Annotated in this window: 15 protein-coding genes; 4 read left to right on the plus strand and 11 right to left on the minus strand. The window is 59.7% G+C overall.

Annotation, left to right across the window (positions count from 1 at the left end; genetic code table 11):
• Window positions 1-3: 3 nt before the first annotated feature.
• From DW189_RS06055 to DW189_RS06065, 3 genes are read right to left on the minus strand one after another with little or no spacing between them, the layout of a single operon-like run.
• Window positions 4-2,385, minus strand: coding sequence for an ABC transporter permease (locus DW189_RS06055; protein ID WP_117507208.1), 2,382 nt, complete (start codon window positions 2,383-2,385; stop codon window positions 4-6).
• Between the two features lie 42 nt (window positions 2,386-2,427).
• Window positions 2,428-3,690, minus strand: a complete 1,263-nt coding sequence (locus tag DW189_RS06060; protein WP_055212046.1) for an efflux RND transporter periplasmic adaptor subunit — start codon at window positions 3,688-3,690, stop codon at window positions 2,428-2,430.
• A gap of 18 nt (window positions 3,691-3,708) precedes the next feature.
• Complete coding sequence (locus tag DW189_RS06065; protein WP_232045712.1) at window positions 3,709-5,187, minus strand: TolC family protein; 1,479 nt, start codon at window positions 5,185-5,187, stop codon at window positions 3,709-3,711.
• Window positions 5,188-5,393: 206 nt separating this feature from the next.
• On the opposite strand from DW189_RS06065, the gene DW189_RS06070 reads away from it, so the two are divergent.
• Both DW189_RS06070 and DW189_RS06075 read left to right on the plus strand, forming a co-directional pair.
• Window positions 5,394-6,749 carry a sigma-54-dependent transcriptional regulator gene (locus DW189_RS06070; RefSeq protein WP_117507210.1) on the plus strand — a complete coding sequence of 452 codons (1,356 nt, stop codon included), beginning with the start codon at window positions 5,394-5,396 and terminating at the stop codon, window positions 6,747-6,749.
• Window positions 6,746-8,050, plus strand: coding sequence for a sensor histidine kinase (locus DW189_RS06075; protein ID WP_117507211.1), 1,305 nt, complete (start codon window positions 6,746-6,748; stop codon window positions 8,048-8,050). Before DW189_RS06070 ends, DW189_RS06075 begins: the two co-directional genes overlap by 4 nt.
• Before the next feature lie 126 nt (window positions 8,051-8,176).
• On the opposite strand, the gene DW189_RS06080 is transcribed toward DW189_RS06075, so the two are convergent.
• From DW189_RS06080 to prmA, 3 genes are read right to left on the minus strand one after another with little or no spacing between them, the layout of a single operon-like run.
• Window positions 8,177-8,587 carry a hypothetical protein gene (locus DW189_RS06080; protein WP_232045710.1) on the minus strand — a complete coding sequence of 137 codons (411 nt, stop codon included), beginning with the start codon at window positions 8,585-8,587 and terminating at the stop codon, window positions 8,177-8,179.
• A gap of 48 nt (window positions 8,588-8,635) precedes the next feature.
• Window positions 8,636-9,364 (minus strand): DNA repair protein RecO, encoded by a 729-nt coding sequence (gene recO, locus DW189_RS06085; RefSeq protein ID WP_117507213.1) that lies wholly within the window; start codon window positions 9,362-9,364, stop codon window positions 8,636-8,638.
• Window positions 9,365-10,192 (minus strand): 50S ribosomal protein L11 methyltransferase, encoded by an 828-nt coding sequence (gene prmA / locus DW189_RS06090; protein ID WP_117507214.1) that lies wholly within the window; start codon window positions 10,190-10,192, stop codon window positions 9,365-9,367.
• A 70-nt stretch (window positions 10,193-10,262) separates the two neighbouring features.
• Between prmA and xerD the strand changes: the two genes are divergently transcribed.
• Both xerD and DW189_RS06100 read left to right on the plus strand, forming a co-directional pair.
• Complete coding sequence (gene xerD / locus DW189_RS06095; RefSeq protein WP_022332539.1) at window positions 10,263-11,159, plus strand: site-specific tyrosine recombinase XerD; 897 nt, start codon at window positions 10,263-10,265, stop codon at window positions 11,157-11,159.
• Window positions 11,160-11,343: 184 nt separating this feature from the next.
• Window positions 11,344-13,152, plus strand: a complete 1,809-nt coding sequence (locus DW189_RS06100; RefSeq protein WP_022332538.1) for a glycoside hydrolase family 2 protein — start codon at window positions 11,344-11,346, stop codon at window positions 13,150-13,152.
• 117 nt (window positions 13,153-13,269) lie between these two features.
• Here DW189_RS06100 and DW189_RS06105 read toward each other — a convergent pair whose 3' ends face one another.
• From DW189_RS06105 to DW189_RS06125, 5 genes are read right to left on the minus strand one after another with little or no spacing between them, the layout of a single operon-like run.
• Window positions 13,270-14,418 carry an amidohydrolase family protein gene (locus DW189_RS06105; protein ID WP_117507215.1) on the minus strand — a complete coding sequence of 383 codons (1,149 nt, stop codon included), beginning with the start codon at window positions 14,416-14,418 and terminating at the stop codon, window positions 13,270-13,272.
• Window positions 14,378-15,205 carry a DUF4296 domain-containing protein gene (locus DW189_RS06110; protein ID WP_117507216.1) on the minus strand — a complete coding sequence of 276 codons (828 nt, stop codon included), beginning with the start codon at window positions 15,203-15,205 and terminating at the stop codon, window positions 14,378-14,380. The genes DW189_RS06105 and DW189_RS06110 overlap by 41 nt, the downstream gene beginning before the upstream one ends.
• A 2-nt stretch (window positions 15,206-15,207) precedes the next feature.
• A complete protein-coding gene (locus tag DW189_RS06115) occupies window positions 15,208-16,413 on the minus strand; it encodes an FtsX-like permease family protein (protein ID WP_117507217.1) in 1,206 nt (401 codons plus the stop codon).
• 18 nt (window positions 16,414-16,431) lie between these two features.
• On the minus strand, window positions 16,432-16,782 hold the full coding sequence (rbfA, locus tag DW189_RS06120; protein WP_117507218.1) for a 30S ribosome-binding factor RbfA: 351 nt from the start codon (window positions 16,780-16,782) through the stop codon (window positions 16,432-16,434).
• 11 nt (window positions 16,783-16,793) lie between these two features.
• The gene (locus tag DW189_RS06125) at window positions 16,794-17,600 is read right to left on the minus strand and encodes an outer membrane beta-barrel protein (protein WP_055201731.1); all 807 of its coding nucleotides are present in this window, start codon (window positions 17,598-17,600) and stop codon (window positions 16,794-16,796) included.

Below are 17,600 nucleotides of genomic sequence, written 5' to 3' on the forward strand. Positions count from 1 at the left end.
TTTTTAGTTTTTAATCGAGTCGACCGGGTTGGAATCGGCCGCACGGCTGCTCTGCCAGAAGACGGCAACGAATGCCACCGCGGCGGCAAAAGCCCCCGAGGCCAGGAAAATGAGGGGCGAGAGCGAAATCCGGACGCTGTAATCCTGCAGCCAGCGTTCGAGCAGGTACCACGCCACGGGCACGGCGATGACGAACGCTGCGCCGACCAGCCGCATGAAGTTGCCCACCAGGCGCGTGAGCACCTCACCGCGCGTCGAGCCGAAGACCTTGCGGACGGCGACCTCCTGCTCCTTTTGCTGGATGTAGTAAGTCGACATGGCCACCAGACCGAGCGCCGAGATCAGGATCGCCACGAGCGTAAAGATGCCGACGATGTGCAGGATGCGCCGCTGCTGGGCATAGTCGGCTTCGATTTCCTGCTCGATATACTCCGCCCCGGTAAAGACCGCACCGTCGGAAATACGTTCGAATACCGATTTGACCGTATTGTAGGCCGCGGTTTTGTCCCCGTGGATTTTGACCAGGATATTCCAGGGATACGCCTTTTTCAGGAATTCCTCCGGCGAGTCATAATATTTCAGCAGCACGGGTTGCAGTTCGTCGAGCGCCGAACCGAGTTGGAAATCGCGGTAGACACCGGCGATATCGTAGTTGTAGGTGTAATTTTCACCGACCTTGAAATTGGTCGCGTCTTCCGCGATACCCAACGCCTGCAAGGCATACTGGTTGACGAACAAGGCATTGTTTCCGTCCTCGCGTGTGGCGAGGTGGTTGTCGCGCAGCCGCTCCAGCCCCAGTATCCGGAAATAGGTCGAATCGCCGATGAATATCTGAAATCCGATCATCCGGTCAGGGCCATACTGCATCGTATTGTTGTTGCCCCGGTCGTGGGGCGTACCGCAGCCCAGGGCGACGGCCTCGACGCAGGGTTCGCGCAGCAACTCTTCGCGGAACTGTGCGATCTGAGGTTTTCCGGTAAAGATCTCGGTCGAGACATCGAGTATGTCGGCCGTATTATATCCCATCGGCGCAGAAATCAGGTGGCGGATCTGCAGGCCAATGGTCAGCGAGGTGGCGATCAGGACAATGGTAATGACGTTCTGGATCGTGATAAGCACCTTGCTGTAAAACATCTTGGTGCGGTGGCGGAACGATCCCCGGACGATGTCCACGGGTTTGTAGCGCGACACCATCATCGCCGGGATAAAGCCCGCAACGACGCCCAGCACCACGATAAACGCGGCATAGCAAGCCACGACGGCAGGCGTCATATCCTGCCAGACGCCGATTTTCGACCCCAGCAGCCGCGAAGCGCCGGGCTCCACCGCGGCTGCCAGGAAAAGCGCGATGACGAACGCCACAACACACAGGAATGTCGATTCGAGGATCAGTTTGAGGATGATTTCGCCGCGCGAGGCGCCCAGCAGCCGGCGGGCGGCCATCTCCTTGGCGCGAAACCCGGTCTGGGCAACCGTCAGGTTGATATAATTCATCACGGCGAAGAGCAGGATGACGGCGCCCACACCGAAAAGGATCATCACGAAGGGCCAACTGCCGTAGTTGAACCCTCCATCATTATTCTGGGATAAAAAATAGACATCGCGCAAAGGCGTAAGGGTCACATGCTGATAGACATTGCCCTTGTAGATCCAGTATATCTCTTTGAAATAATCAAGCATATCGGGTATCTTGGCCGTCAGGTCGGCACCGGGACGCGCCAGGATGAAAGTCGTCACGGCACCGGAATTACTCATATGCTCGTCATTGGCCGAATTGATATCGCAGAGGCGCTCGGCCCGCATGATGATGTCCATATTGGGAATCACCGAGCGGTCGATATCCCGCACCACGCCGCTCACAACGTACGACTTCTCCTCGTCGGGGAAGCGGATCACCTGCCCCATCGGGTTGAACGTGCCGAAAACCTTGCGGGCGAACGACTCGGAAAGCACCACGTTGTCGCGCGAGGCGAGCACCTGTTCGCGGTCGCCGTCCAGAAGCTGATAATCGAAAATCCGGAAGAAGGTCGTATCGGCAAAAAGGATCGTGGCCGAATACTTCTGCAGACCGACTTCGACGGGCTGCGTGGCGTCGGTGGACTGTCCCGACACTGCGACGGCGCAGGTCGATTCGATCTCGGGATAACGGTCGCGCAGGTATTTCTGCAGGTAATAACCGCTCGTAATGCGCTCCTCGTTGCCGATGACATAAATGCGGTCGGCCTTGGCGTGGTAGTCGTCGCACGTAAGTTGCCGAAGGGTGTAGTCGGCGATCAGGATCACGAACATCAGCGAGACGGACAACCCGAAGATATTGATGGCCGCATAGAGCTTGTTGCGCCCCAGGAAGTTGAAAAACGAGCGGAAATTGAGTTGACGGAACATATTATTCGGTTTTGACGGGTGCGGAGAAATTTCAGCAGAAAATTATTTATTGAGGATCAGCACGTCGTTCGAGCCGTAATTCTCATAGCCCGAAACGATGACCCGCTCGCCCGGCTCCAGCCCGTCGAGCACCTCGTAATACTGCGGGTTCTGGCGGCCGATGCGGATGGGGCGTTTGTAAGCCTTGTCGCCCTCGGGTGCAAGGACATAGATCCATGCGCCGCCCGTAGTCTGGTAGAACGACCCGCGGGGGATGATGACCGCCTCGGTAGGCTGCCCCAGTTCGAGGTGCAGGTAGTAGGTCTGGCCGCTGCGTATGTTCTCGGGATGGTCGCCCAGGAAGGTGAAGTCGGCTCGGAACTGGCCGCTGCGCACCTCGGGATAGACTTTGCGCAGGCGCACCTTGTAGTCGGTGCCCTGACGGTCGAAGGTGGCTTCGAGACCGGCACGCACACGGTCGATGTAGCTCTCGTCGATCTGTGCCTCGACCTTGTAGTCCGACAGGTCGTTGATCTGCCCGATCTTCTGCCCCGTGGAGACCGACTGCCCGAGCACGATGTCCAGCAGGCCGACTTCGCCGTCGATCGGCGACTTGACGTTGAGGTTGCCGATGCGCTCGCGGATGAGCTGCATGTTGCGCTTCATGTTGTCGAGGTTCTCCTCCATCTGCTCGATCTGCACCGAACGGTAGAGCGAATCCTGCACCTGCCGCTCGATGTTCAGCTCGCGTTTCTTTTCGGCCAGTTCGTAGTCCTCCTTCGACTGCAACCACTCCTCGCGGGCGATCAGGGCGTTCCTGTAAAGCTCCTCGTTCTGCTGCCAGGCCCGCTTCTTGCGCGACACGTCGAGATCCAGCTGCGCCTTGTCCTGCCGCAGCGAGAGTTTCTCCTGCTCCATCGAGATCAGCGTATTGCGCAGGATGTTCTGCTTTTCGGCCAGCTCGGCCTCGCTGTTCAAGATTTCGAGCGTGAGCGACGTGTTGCTCAGCACGACCAGCACATCGCCCTTTTTGACGGAGGTACCCTCCTCGACCACAAGCCGCTCGACGATGCCCGCTTCGAGGGGACTGAGCTGCACGGTGGTGATGGGCTGTACCTGCCCGGTGACGCGGATATAGTCGTTGAATTCACCGCGCACGACCTGCCCGACGGAAATCGTACGGGCATCGACGCGCAGCGTCGAGGAGTTGTCGCGCAACAGGAGCCACAACACGAAGACGAGGAACAGCGCCCCGGCCAGATAGGGGATGCCTTTTTTGGTAAACAGGGCGCGGATGCCCTTTTTCTTTTCGATACGGATGTCCATGTTATTTTCTGTTTTTCGTTAGCGGATCAGGGGCGCACCGTTGTAATACTCGACCATGCGCGTTTTGATAATGTATTGCAACCGTGCGCGCAACCGTTCGGAGCGGGCCTGCAACAGGTTGTTGGCGGCGGTCTGAAGGTCGAGCGCCGAAACCATGCCCCGGTCGTACTTGCCGGCGACGGCGTTGTAGGCCAGCTCGGAGGCCGCGCTTTTTTTGCTGGCCTGCACGAACTCCTTGCCGTAGCCGAGCATCTGCTGGTAGTTTTGGGCGATTTCGCTTTGCAGGGCACGCAACGTCTGATCGCGCTGCTGCTCGGCGATCCGCCAGTTGTTGCGGGCGCGGTTCGTCCTCGTGCGGCGCGAAAGCCCCCCGAAGATGGGGATGTTGAGCTGGGCGGAAAAGTAGTAACCGCGGTTATCACGGAACTGGCTCCTGAACGGCTCGTACAACGAATGGTCGTCGAGGCTCATGAAGAAATTGGTCGAGTATCCGCCGCCGACATAGACCGACGGGAAAAAGCCGCCCCGGGCGACCGAATACTGGAGCTTCGACTGCCGCACGTTATAACCGGCGCTGCGGGCTTTGGGATTGTTGTCGAGGGCATAGGCGACCACATCGGAGAAGGGCGCCGTGCCAACCGGGGTCTCGATGGCGAGAGCCGTCTCGATCCCCAGGGGACGGTCGGGCGGATAATTCATCGTTTCGGCAAGCGTGATCCTGGCCAGTTCGAGGTTGTTTTCCTGCTGCGTGAGCAGGTAGTCGTCCGAAGCGCACTGCGCCTCCTGCTCGGCCACGTCGGCAGCGCTCTTGAGCCCCAGTTCGAGCAGCTTGCGGCTCTTGGCGAGGTTGCCGGTGCTGGTTTCCAGCTGTTCACGGGCAAGGCGCACGCTTTCGGTGTAATAGACGACGTCGAAATAGGCCTGCATGGTATTGAGCGCCACCTCGTCCTTGACCCGCTGCAACTCCTCGACGCCCATCAGGCGCATCACCTTCGCGGCACGGATGGTATTGATCCCCGTAAAACCTGCGAAAACAGGCATTTGCCCCGAAACGCCGTAGTTGTTGGAAAGGTTCGAAACGTCGGTATAGGTATTGGTCTCGGGGTCGACCGAACGGCCGAAACTGGTCGTGGCGCTGACCGAGCCGCTGACCGAGGGCACGAGCGCCGCCACGGATTCGATATAGTCCTGGCGATAGTTGCGGTTGGTGTAATCCTGCTGCCGCACGACGGGACTGTGTTCGACGGCATAGGCCATGCACTCGTCGAGGGTCATACGCACGACGGGCTCGGCCGCATTCGGGGCGGGGTCGGACAGAGAATCCACGGCAGGATCCGCGACGATGACGGTTTCCGTTGCCGCAATATCTGCGGCCGAAGCCCCCACGGGAGCAACGGGCGCAGCATCCGGCTGCACAGAGGCGGCGGGCAGGGATATCTGCGCCGCGGCGAGTGTCCAAAAAATTGACAGAATGAGGAGTAATAACAGTCGTTTCATCCTTGATTAGCGGGTATTGTTCGTTCGGGACATTTCGGAGCCAACCCCGTGCCAAATGAATTAAACAACTGTATTACAAACTATTAACATAAACAAAGATCAGACAAAGTGTAAAAAAAATTTACACCCCTGTAAATTTTGTGGACACAAAGGGGCGATTTCACGATTTTAACGCTAATTTTACCGCAAAACAAACCGGAAACACCATGGCAAAAGAGGGAACACTACTGATCGTGGACGACAACCGCAGCATCCTGGCGGCATTGCGCCTGCTGCTGGAAAAATATTTCGCACGGGTGCTGACCCTCCCCACCCCCAACCGGCTGGCGACGACCCTGCGCGAGGAACAGATCGACGTGATACTGCTCGACATGAATTTCACGGCGGGCATCAACACCGGTAACGAAGGCATCTACTGGCTGAGCGAGATCCACGCCCGCAGGCCGGATATCAAAGTCGTGCTTTTCACGGCGTACGCCGACATCGACCTGGCCGTGAGGGCAATGCGCGACGGTGCGGTGGACTTCGTCGTCAAACCGTGGGACAACGACCGGCTGGTGGCTTCGCTGCGCAACGCCTACAACCTGGCGCGGTCGGCTCGCGAGGTGAAGCAGCTCAAGGAGATCAAGCGCGAGCTGGCCTCGGAGCAGCCGATGTTCTGGGGCGAAAGCCCCGCCATGGCGCGCATCCGCGAGATCGTGGAGAAGGTTGCGGCCACGGACGCCAACATCCTGATCACGGGGGAGAACGGCACCGGCAAGGAGATGCTGGCACGCGAGATACACAACCGCTCGGCGCGCAGCGGCGAACTGATGGTTTCGGTGGATATGGGAGCCGTACCTGAAACGCTGTTCGAGAGCGAACTGTTCGGCCATGTCAAGGGAGCCTTCACCGACGCCCGGGCCGACCGCGCCGGGAAATTCGAGGTCGCCGACCACGGCACGCTTTTCCTCGACGAGATCGGCAACCTGCCGCCCCACCTGCAATCGAAACTGCTGACGGCCATCCAGGGCGGGCGTATCTTCCGCGTGGGCAGCAACACGCCCGTAGCGGTGGACATCCGCCTCATCTGCGCCACGAACCGCGACCTGTTCGGGATGGTAGCGGGGGGGGAGTTTCGCGAAGATCTGCTCTACCGCATCAACACGATCCATATAGACTTGCCGCCCCTGCGGCAGCGCCGCGAAGATATCCTGCCGCTGGCGGAAATGTTCCTCAAACGCTACGCCACGAAGTACAACAAACCGATCGAGGGTTTCGACCAGGCGGCGGTGCGCGAAATGGACGAATACCCCTGGGCGGGTAACATCCGCGAATTGCAGCATACCGTCGAAAAAGCCGTCATCATGAGCGACGGAAGGCGGATTACCCCCGCAACACTGCTGCTGCGGCCGGCTCCGGAAGTAGTGCAGGCCCCGGCATTCTCGACGCTCGAAGAGATGGAGCGCGGCATGATCGGGCAGGCGATGGCACGTTACGCAGGCAACCTGACCGAGGTGGCGCGGCAGCTGGGCATCACACGCCAGACACTCTACAACAAAATCAAACGCTACGGGTTATGAAACGCGAAGGAATAGCCTACGGCCCCGTAATCGGTTACACGGCGTTGCTCATCGCCGCTTCGGGAGCACTCGGATGGGTGGTAACGGGGTCATGGTACCCGCTGGCGATCCTGCTCGTCCCGGTGATCGGGATCGCGGCATACCGTCTCATAGGGCTTTACAGCGATTCGATACGCCGTGTAACCTTCATGTTCAACGCCATCGACAACGACGACTTCACGTTCCGCTTCCATGAAGACCCGTCGAAAGTGGACAACGGCATGCTCAACGCCGCCCTGAACCGTATCAAGGAGATCCTGGTGCGCGCCAAGGTACGCGTCGAAGAGCGGGAACGCTACTACCAGCTGATCATGGAGTACGCACGCACAGGGCTTATCACCATCAACGACGCGGGGAGCGTCTACCAGGCCAACGGCGAGGCGCTGCGCATCTTCGGGCTGCCGCGCTTGACCCACATCCAGCAACTGGAACTGCCCGCTCCCGAGGCATACCGGGTACTGACGACGATCCGCCCGGGCGAAAAGCACCATGTGTCGTGCGTGACCGAAACGGGCGAAATGGGCCTGTCGCTGGGATGTTCGGAGATCGTACTCGAAAAACGCCGGCTGCGCGTGGTGGTCGTGAGCGACATCAACAGCGAGCTGAGCGAGATGCAGATCGAATCGTGGAGCAAGCTGACGCGCATCCTGACGCATGAAATCATGAACTCGCTCGCGCCGATCACCTCCCTGAGCGACACGCTGCTGCATATCGACCGGACGATGAATGCCGATGTGGCGCACGGGCTGGATACGATCTCGGCCACGAGCCGGCGGCTGATGGCCTTCGTTGAGAATTTCCGCAGGTTCACGAAGATCCCGGCGCCCCAGAAAGCACCCTTCGAGGTGCGGGAACTGCTGGAGCACGCCATGACACTGATCGCTACGGAGGGCATCCGCATCCGGCTCGACGTCGAGCCGGCGGACACGATGATCTATGCCGACCAGATGCTGGTCGGACAAGTGGTGGTGAACCTGCTCAAGAATGCCCGCGAAGCGGTAGGGACGCGGCGGGACGCCTGCATCGAAATCACATCGCGCATAGACCCGCAGGAAAACGTGGTTATCGAGATTAGCAACAACGGCGGGGCAATCCCCGCCGAAGTAACCGAAAATATCTTCACGCCTTTCTTCACGACCAAGCCCGACGGATCGGGCATCGGCCTGAGCGTCTCGCGCCGTATCATGCAACTGCACAAGGGTTCGCTGCGCCTGACGGCCAACACGGACAACCGGGTAACCTTCACGCTCCTGTTCGGATAGGTGCCTGCAATACGCCTCGTATTGCCGTCCCGGGGGACTTCCAGTTCACGGAACCATCAGGAAACTGCGCCCGCCTAAACGAAGTGCGGACGGGACCGGCATTCCTCCGGAACGGGCAGCAACACCCTACCGCGGCAGGGGCATCGAGATCGTCCGCGCATCGAGGAACGCATCGGGGAAGGAACCGTTGTTCCAGGCCTGACCGTTCGAGATGGTGAAATGGCGTCCCAGACGCAACGTATTGTTGTCGATCACCGTAACACGTGACGGCAGGTTTTCCTTCTGGATCACTACCACCGAAGTCATCGTAACCGAAGGCTTGACCTTCATCTTTCCCTCGGCACGGTAATCGGGTTTCCAGGGCGACAAATGCGCCAGCGAGTCGGGAAGCTCGAACTTGTTACGGAGCGAATCGGGAAGCTCATACTTCCCCGAGCGGGGCGAATCGGTTTTTTTCAGCCCGAACTTATTGGGTTCCTGCGCCGAAATCGCAAGGGCCGCAAGCAGGGCAGCCGCCAAAATAAACATCCTTTTCATAACTATCCCTCCTATCTTTTATTTGGTCTCTCCAAAATTACAATTCCCTTAGAACACTTCCCGCAGGATCCGCACCGACTGCACCGCGCTGATGGCATCGAGGTGATAGCCGAAATAGACCAGCACGGCATTGAGAAACTCGACGCGCTGCGTGCGGTTGAGGCCGATTTCGGCCAGGCAACGCACGTCGCACTCCATCATATCGCGCAGAATACGCGTACATTCCTGTGTCATAAAACTAACGTGCTGCGGCCGAGTTTTGGTATAAAGTCCCTCTCGGATATCGAACCAATCGCCGGCCGAGTAGTCGTTGCCCGGGCAAAAACCCAGGAAACGGCTCAGGTTGGCCAGGAACCAGAGGTGAAAATTGGCCACCCCCTCGTCCATCGAATCGAGCGCCCCGACACAGTTCCACACAAAATCGAAAAGCGCCTGGTTGGGTTCGTCGTATTCCCTGACGAGGCGGTACAAAACCTCTGCCATGAAGAGCGCCATGGTCGATTTGCGCACGTCGAACGGCAGGCTTTGCAGTACGAAGCCGCCCTGCACCTCCTTGAAACGGTGCATCTGCTGACGCGACGATTCGAGCCCTTCGAACTCGACCGGGAACATCGGCTGGAAAAGTGCCAGCTTCGAGCCCCGCCCGTTGCGGCTGCGGACGCCCTGCACCATGTAGCTGCGGCGCCCCCCGGTGTCGGTCAGCAGGTAGATGACCATCGACGAGTCGCCGTATTTGAGCGTATGGAGAACGACCCCGCGCCCTTTGTACGTCTTCACCTACCCTTTGCGCACGTGAACCATCATCCACCCCTCCCTGGCAGCGGTCGCCACCGGGCGCAGGCCCAGTTCCCCGGCACAGGCGACTATCGCCGGGACGTCCTGTTCCAGGAAACCGCTCATCACCAGGTCGCCGCCCGGCTCCAGCGCTGCGGCATAGGCCGGCATGTCGGCCGTGAGGATATTGCGGTTGATATTGGCCAGGATAAAGCCGTAATGCCGTCCGGCGATGCGGCGCACGTCGCCCAGCATCGGTTCGATGCGGTCGGCGACGCCGTTCGAAGCGATGTTCTCGCGGCAGTTGGCGTCGGCCCAGTCGTCGATGTCGACCGCATCGACATGGGCGGCATCGCATTTGGCGGCGACGATCGACAGCACACCCGTACCGCTGCCCATATCGAGCCCGCGGCGGCCTGCGACACCCAGGTCGAGCACGGCACGCGACACGAGCCAGGTGGTCGCGTGGTGCCCCGTGCCGAACGACATCTTGGGCATGACGACCACCTCCATCACCCCTGCGGGGGCAGGCTCATGGAACGGTGCCCGAATCAGCAGGCGCCCTTCGACGTCCACAGGCGGGAAATTGCTCTCCCAGACGGCGTTCCAGTTCTGCGTCTCGATGGCGATATAGCGTCCCTGCACGCCGTAATGCGCCAGCAAGGCGTCGACCTCACCCTTACAGTCAGCCAGCTGCTCCTGAGGGATATAGGCCTTGAGCGTCCCCGCATCGGCCTCGAAACTCTCGAAGGGATAGTCGGCCAGCTCGGCGGTCAGGATCTCGGCCTGCAGGTCGTCCGAAAAGGCAATATTCAAGGATATATAGTTCATATTATGTAAAATTTACGTATCTTCGCCCGTACAAAGTTAACGATAATCTCGGAAATAAGGCAGGAAAAGGATGGCAGAAAACACGAAAAAGTGGGAAGAGACGGGACGTCGTTACCGTACTTATATCAAACTCGAAAAACGCCTCTCGGAGAATACCGTCGAATCGTATATGCGCGACCTGCGCCAATTCGCCCATTTCATCCTGCGCCAATACGACGTGACGCCCCGCAAGGTCGAGCGGACGATGATCGAACGCTACATGGGCTGGCTTTTCGAGCGCGGCCGCGAAAAAACCTCACAGGCCCGCTGCCTGTGCGGCATCCGCAGCTTCTTCAATTTCCTGCTCATAAGCGACCAGATCGAGGCGTCGCCCGCCGAATTCGTCGACACGCCGAAATTCGGGAGGCACCTGCCCGACGTCCTCACCACCGCAGAGATCGACCGCATCATCGCCACCGTGGACACGCGCACGACCAAGGGCATACGCGACAGCGCCATGCTCGAAGTGCTCTATTCGTGCGGGCTTCGCGTCTCGGAGCTCACCTCGCTACGGCTTTCCGACCTCTTTTTCGGGGAGGGCTACATCCGCGTCATCGGCAAGGGCGACAAGCAGCGGCTGGTGCCGATCAGCACCGTCGCACGCGACAAGATACAGCGCTATCTCGAAGAGCGCCGCAGCGCACGTTCGGGCGAAGAGGTCGTATTCCTCAACAACCGGGGCGGGCAGCTTACGCGCGTGATGGTCTTCACGATCCTGAAACAGGCCGCCCAACGCGCCGGCATCGACAAACACATCAGCCCGCATACGTTCCGGCACTCGTTCGCCACGCACCTGCTCGAAGGGGGCGCCAGTATCCGGCAGGTACAGGAGATGCTCGGACACGAAAGCATCCTCACCACCGAAATCTATACGCACCTCGACAGCGACCACCTGCGCCATACGCTCGAAGAGCACCTCGGGATATAGGGGAGCCGGGGCCCCGAGGACGAAGAAATGTGCCCCGCATGAAAAGTCCGTAAAAATGCAGTTCAAACCGCATTTCCAAGCATAAATATACTTTTTGTGCATATATGCGGACTGTTTTCCGGATAAGATGGCTTAATTTTGTACGGATTTGAAATACAATTTTAACCTAATAATAACCCGAAGTATGAAGAAAAACATTCTCCTGACCGCTGCCGCCCTGGTGACGACCCTTGCCGGCGTAGCGCAATGGCAACCCGCGGGCGACCGTATCCGCACCCAGTGGGGCGAAAAGCTCGATCCGCAGAACGTATTGCCCGAATACCCGCGTCCTCAGATGGTACGCGGCGACTGGCAAAACCTCAACGGCCTGTGGGACTATGCGATCCTGCCCATAGGACAGACCCCCGACAAATTCCAGGGACAGATCCTCGTGCCGTTCGCCGTGGAGTCGAGCCTCTCGGGCGTAGGGAAAAGCCTGGGTAAGGATAACGAACTCTGGTACAACCACAGCTTCACGGTACCCGCGAAATGGAACGGCAAGCGCGTGCTGCTGCACTTCGGCGCCGTAGACTGGAAAGCCGACGTCTGGGTGAACGGCGTCAGCGTAGGCAGCCACACGGGCGGCTATACGCCGTTCGAGTTCGACATCACGTCGGCCCTGAAAAAGGGTGCCAACGACATCCGGGTTCGCGTATGGGATCCGACCGACGACGGCTACCAGCCGCGCGGCAAGCAGGTGAACCGCCCCGAGGGCATCTGGTACACCCCCGTGAGCGGCATCTGGCAGACGGTATGGCTCGAAGCAGTGCCCCAGCAATATATCAAGCAGGTGAAGACAACGCCCGACCTCGACCGCAAGTCGTTCCGCATCGAGGTTCCTGTTTGCGGCGCACAGCCCGAAGACCGCATCGAAGTGGCGCTTTTCGACGGCGACACGCAGGTCGCCAAGGGCAGCTCGCTCAACGGCGCCGCCGTGGAACTGTCCGTCGCCGAGCCCAAACTCTGGAGCCCCGAGTCACCGTTCCTCTACGACATGAAGGTAAGCCTGGTACGCAACGGCAAGAAAATAGACGAAGTGGAAAGTTACACGGCCATGCGTAAATTCTCGATCGGCCGCGATGCCGACGACATCGTCCGCCTGGAGCTGAACAACGAGCCGGTATTCCAGTTCGGCCCGCTGGATCAGGGCTGGTGGCCCGACGGCCTCTACACGGCCCCTTCGGACGAGGCGCTGGCATTCGACGTCATCAAGACCAAGGATCTGGGTTACAACATGATCCGCAAGCACGTAAAGGTCGAGCCCGCACGCTGGTACTACCACTGCGACAAACTCGGCATGATCGTATGGCAGGACATGCCCAGCGGCGACCGCGGCCCGCAGTGGCAGATGCACAACTATTTCACGGGCGAGGAGAAGCACCGTTCGGCAGAATCGGAGGCCAACTTCCGCAAGGAGTGGAAAGAGATCATCGACTACCTCTACTCGTCCCCCTCGATCGGCGTATGGGTTCCCTTCAACGAGTGCTGGGGACAGTTCAAGACCCAGGAAATCGTAGAGTGGACGAAGGCTTACGATCCTTCGCGCCTGGTCAACCCCGCCAGCGGCGGCAACCATTACCTTACGGGCGACATCCTCGACACGCACCACTACCCCAACCCGCGCCTGACGCTGCTCGATACCAACCGCGCAACGGTGCTGGGTGAGTACGGCGGCATCGGCTTCGTGATGAAGGGGCACCTCTGGGAACCCGACCGCAACTGGGGCTATATCCGTCTCAACTCGCCCAAGGAGGTGACGGACGAATACGAAAAGTATGCGGAAATGCTCTACAAGCTGATCGGCCGCGGATTCTCGGCAGGCGTATACACGCAGACTACCGACGTCGAAATGGAGGTCAACGGACTGATGACCTACGACCGCAAGGAGATGAAGGTCGAACCGGAACGTATCCGCAAGATCAACCAGAAACTCTGCAACGCACTGGGTAAATAGGCATCCGGCCTCAAAATACGAGGAGCTTCCCGACGGGGGAAGCTCCTTTTTGTTTTCATCTACCGGCGGCAAGCATCCGCACGATAACCACGCATACGGGGAGGGAAAGTATCCCGGTCAGAGGATGCGGCGGATCTGCGACGCCGGGGTCAGGCACAGCGTGCCGTAATCCAACCCTGAAATGACCGTGAGGCCGCAACGACGGCCGGGAGCTATTTCGCCGAGTGCATCCTCCATACCCAATGCCTGTGCACCGCCCCCGGCAGCCCAGGCGAGCAGTTCGGGAAGCGGGATGCCGGGGAACATACGCATTTCTTCGAAAACCGAAAGCCGGTCGTTCGAAGCCAGCGAGTCGGTTCCGAGGCAAATATTGAGGCGATTGCGGCGTAACAGCTCCACAGGGGGTTCGAGGCCGGAGATATAGCGGTTTGAACGGGGGCACAGGCACCACCATACGGGCGCCGTAAAATGGCCCATAACGATGTCTATGTCGCGCTGCGTTATGCAGCAGTCATGCACCAGGGTCACGCGGCGGTCGTGCGGCACGCAGGCCACGAGACGTTCGGCCGGGGAGCCGTAATGCAGGAAATCGCAGGAGAAACCGGCCTTCGCGTACCACTCCCACAGCGGGCCGCGGTGTTCGAAGAGCGCCGCTTCGCCGGGAGATTCCATGAAATGGATCGAAAGCGGGGCATCGCCCCGGGCAGCGATCGCACGCAGGGGGGCATCCTGCACCGAATAGAGCGAATGGGGGGTCAGCGAGGTTTGCGGATGGCGGAGCAGAGGCAGCAGGTGCTCGGCCGAAGCGGCGCGCAGGCCGAAAAACTCGACGAAAGTACGGTAAGCGATACGGCTGCGCGATTTTACGGCGAAAGCGGTATCCCCGTTCGAAATATCGCCTACGGCTTGGATCCCGGCCTGCCACATGGCGGCATCGGCGGCTTCGACGGCTTGTACTCGCTGTTCGGCGGAGAAGCGCTCCCGCACCTGCGACATGGCACCGGCAAACCCCGCAAAACCACACCGTTCGGGGATCGCCCCCAGCAAATAGGAGAGTTCGAGGTGGCAGTGGGCATTGACCAGCCCCGGAGCGAGCACCCCGGCATAGAACTCGGTGCCGGGACACCGGTCGGGCTCGGGACACGTCCCGACGGAGAGGATACGGCCGTCGGCCGCAACCCCGACCAGGGGATTGCGGAGCAGACCCTGCGGTGTCCAGAGCAGGTTAGAGCCTATCCGCCTGGATGGCTGCGCGGAGGAATTCATCGGCAAAGATTCGCAGGTCGAGTTGTTGCCGGTAAAGGCTGTCGACGGCAACGGACGTCGTGGGGATGTAGTCGATTTCGAGGCCGGTCACCGTCACCGAGGGACGCAGGGGTTTCTCGCGGAAATCCAGGAAATCCAGGTGCAGGCGCCGGTGGGTAGTATCGACCGTGAAACGGCGGGTGAAATTCTCCGTCCGGTTACGGCGCAGCGTCGTGGAATAGACGCTACTGCGCCCGCCGTCCCGGTTTTCGAGCCAGACGACGCCCCTCAACCCCTTCTCGTTCCGGTCGAGCGAGTCGACGAGGTATTTGAGCCGCAATTCGTACTCGCCGGGCTGCACATCGACGGCGATCCGCAGGCGCGCCGTATCGCGCAGCGACCCCACGCGGATCAGCGAATCGGCATAGACCGTACGCGTGAAAGTACGGCGGGCCACGTTGTCGATCGTATCGAGCACGGCAACCTCACGGTCGTAAAATTTACCCTCGGCTTCGAGTTTATCGATCGCCATCTCGACGACGTCGCCCAGACGGGCGCTCTTGCGCTTCGAAAAGTTCCCGATCGTATAGTAGACATCGCGGGTCGTATAGCCATAGCGGGCGAAGATCGGTTCGTAGATGTTCAGCGAGTCGATATTGACCCGCACGTCGCCGATATAGGCGTTCGTGAGGAAGGCGTCGTGGAAGATCTGCGCCAGTTTCTCATCGGGGATAATCTTGTGGCGGGTACAGGCGGCGCCTGCAAGCAGCAGGAACGCGCAGAGCGATATACGGAAAATGCGTTTCATAATCAGGCATTATGTTTCACCATGCTGCGCACGGTAATGTTCGAAATAACATAGGCGACAAGGCCGAAGGCCACCAGCACGGCCAGCAGGTCGCCCGGGCGGAATTCGACGGGATAGCTCTTGGCAAGAAGCGTTTCGGCCGGGATTTCGATCAGGCCGAAGTGCTGCTGCAAAAGACTCAGCCCGACGCCCAGCAACGCCCCGCACGCAGCGCCGAGGCCGCAGATGAGCAACCCTTCGCTGCGGAAAATAGCCCGCACGAGCGACGTGTCGGCTCCCAGCGCACGCAGGGTCACGATGTCGCGCCGCTTGTCGACGATCAGCATCGCCAACGCCCCGACGACCGCGAACGACGCGATGACCAGTACCAGCAGCGAAATGAAGAAAATACCCCATTTCTCATAGGTCATGATCCGGTAAAACGAGGCCCGCAGTTCGTGGCGCGTGCGGACGCGGTAATCGTCACCCGACAGCCGCGCCAGGGCCCGGCGCACCTGCTCCGCATCGGCGCCCTCGCGCAGGCGGACGACAAGCCCCGAAACACGGCCGGGATGGCTGAAAAGTTCCTGTGCCAGCCGCAGCGACGCCAGGACATACGTCCGCTCCGTCTCCAGGTCGAGCGAATAAACCCCGCCGAGGGGCACCGTCCGCCGCGTATAGTTGTCGAAAGGCAGCAGCGAGGAGAACGAACCCCGGCGCACGGCGTAGACATTGACATCGGCATCGGCAAGCGAGCGGATGCCCAGCATATAAGTCATCGACTGCCCCATGACGAGGCGTTCGATATCCCCCAGGCGCACCCGGTATTCGCCCGCGGAAACGACGCTGTCGAGCGGAAATACCGCGGCATACGCATCGTCGACGCCCCGAACCGTCGCCGTAGCCTGGCGTCCGGCATGTTCCAGCAGGGCGCTCTGTTCGAGGACGAACGAAAACGCTTCGACCCCGGGAATCCGTGCCACGGCGGCCGTATCTATCGCGTCGGCAGGAAAAGTCTGCCCCAGCCGCGCCGAGACGGTCAGGTCGGCGTCGAAGGCCGAATACATCGACTTCACGAGGCTTTCGAAACCGTTGAAGACCGAAAGCAGGATGATCATCGCAGCGACAGGCATCGCGACGGCTACCACGCTCAGTCCCGAGATCAGGTTGACGACCGAACGGGATTTGGGCGAGAAAAGGTAGCGGCGGGCGAAAAACTGCGGCAACATGGCGTCGGGAAGCGGGAGCTATTCGGGCTTGTCGCTCTTGAGTGCCTCTTCGATATGCTCGATGTATTCGAGCGAATCGTCGAGGAAGAACTGCAACTCGGGCACATTCTTGACCTGGTTGCGGATCCGCTGCCCGAGGGCTCTGCGGATAAACCAGTTCTGATGCTCGATCTCCTTCATCGTCGCGGCACTCCGGTCGAAGGGGAAGATGCTGACGTAGACCTTGGCATAGCCGAAATCGGGCGAGATACGCACGGCCGTGACCGTGACGAGCGCCCCGCGGACGATGCCGGCCCCCTCCTTCTGGAAGATCTCGGCCACGTCCTTCTGTATCTGTTTGGCGATTTTTTGCTGTCGTGTGGTTTCCATGGCTTGAATATTTATAATCCGTATTTGAAGACTTCGCGGTTCTTTTCGCGTTTGGGACGCGGTTTCCAGGTCGAGAAGCCCTCCTTGTTGAAGCGGTAGCTCAACCCCACCGAAATAGTGAGGTTGTCCAGCGGCGAGCGCATGGGCGTCGTCCAGAACGGGTTTTCGGAACCGTCGATGCCGTTGTCCGCATACTTGTTGCGGTTGCGGACGACGTCCGAAAGCCCGAAGTAATAACGGGCGCGGACATTGATCTCGAAGCGGCGTATCAGAAAGGCGATACCGCCGCCGCCCGCAAGCCCGTAGCCCCAGCGGCTGTCGCGGGCCGTCTTGTAGTTGTAATCCCCCTTCCAGTCGGCCATTCCCGATGCCTTGGCACTCTCATCCTCGTAATCCGACGAAAGCTGGTAGGAAAAGGTGGCCGCAGCTTCGAGGTAAACGCGCACACGGTGGCGCAGCATATAGATATGGGGCTGCCAGACGATAGGCAACATGACCGAATTGATATGGCGCGTATAGTAACGGAAATCCTTCGGCTCCTCGACCAGCGAGGCATTGGTCGCAAAGGAGAAGCCCTGCTGCAGGAATTCGAGGTCGATACCGAAACCGCCCACGAAGCGTTGCGTACCATAGTAGCGCCAAGTAAGGCCGGCGGTATAGATACCCCACATCCCCTTCATCTCCTGTTTGGGGTCGAAGCGGGCGCTGGCCATGCCGTAACCGGCCGTAAAACCGAGCGTATGTTGCGCCGAAGCACCATGCCAGCAGCATACGGCAGCCGCGAACAACAACAGGTTTTTGAATCGTCTCTTCATCAT

It is taken from the genome of Alistipes sp. AM16-43, assembly GCF_003435745.1.
GTDB classification, from domain to species: Bacteria; Bacteroidota; Bacteroidia; order Bacteroidales; family Rikenellaceae; genus Alistipes; species Alistipes onderdonkii.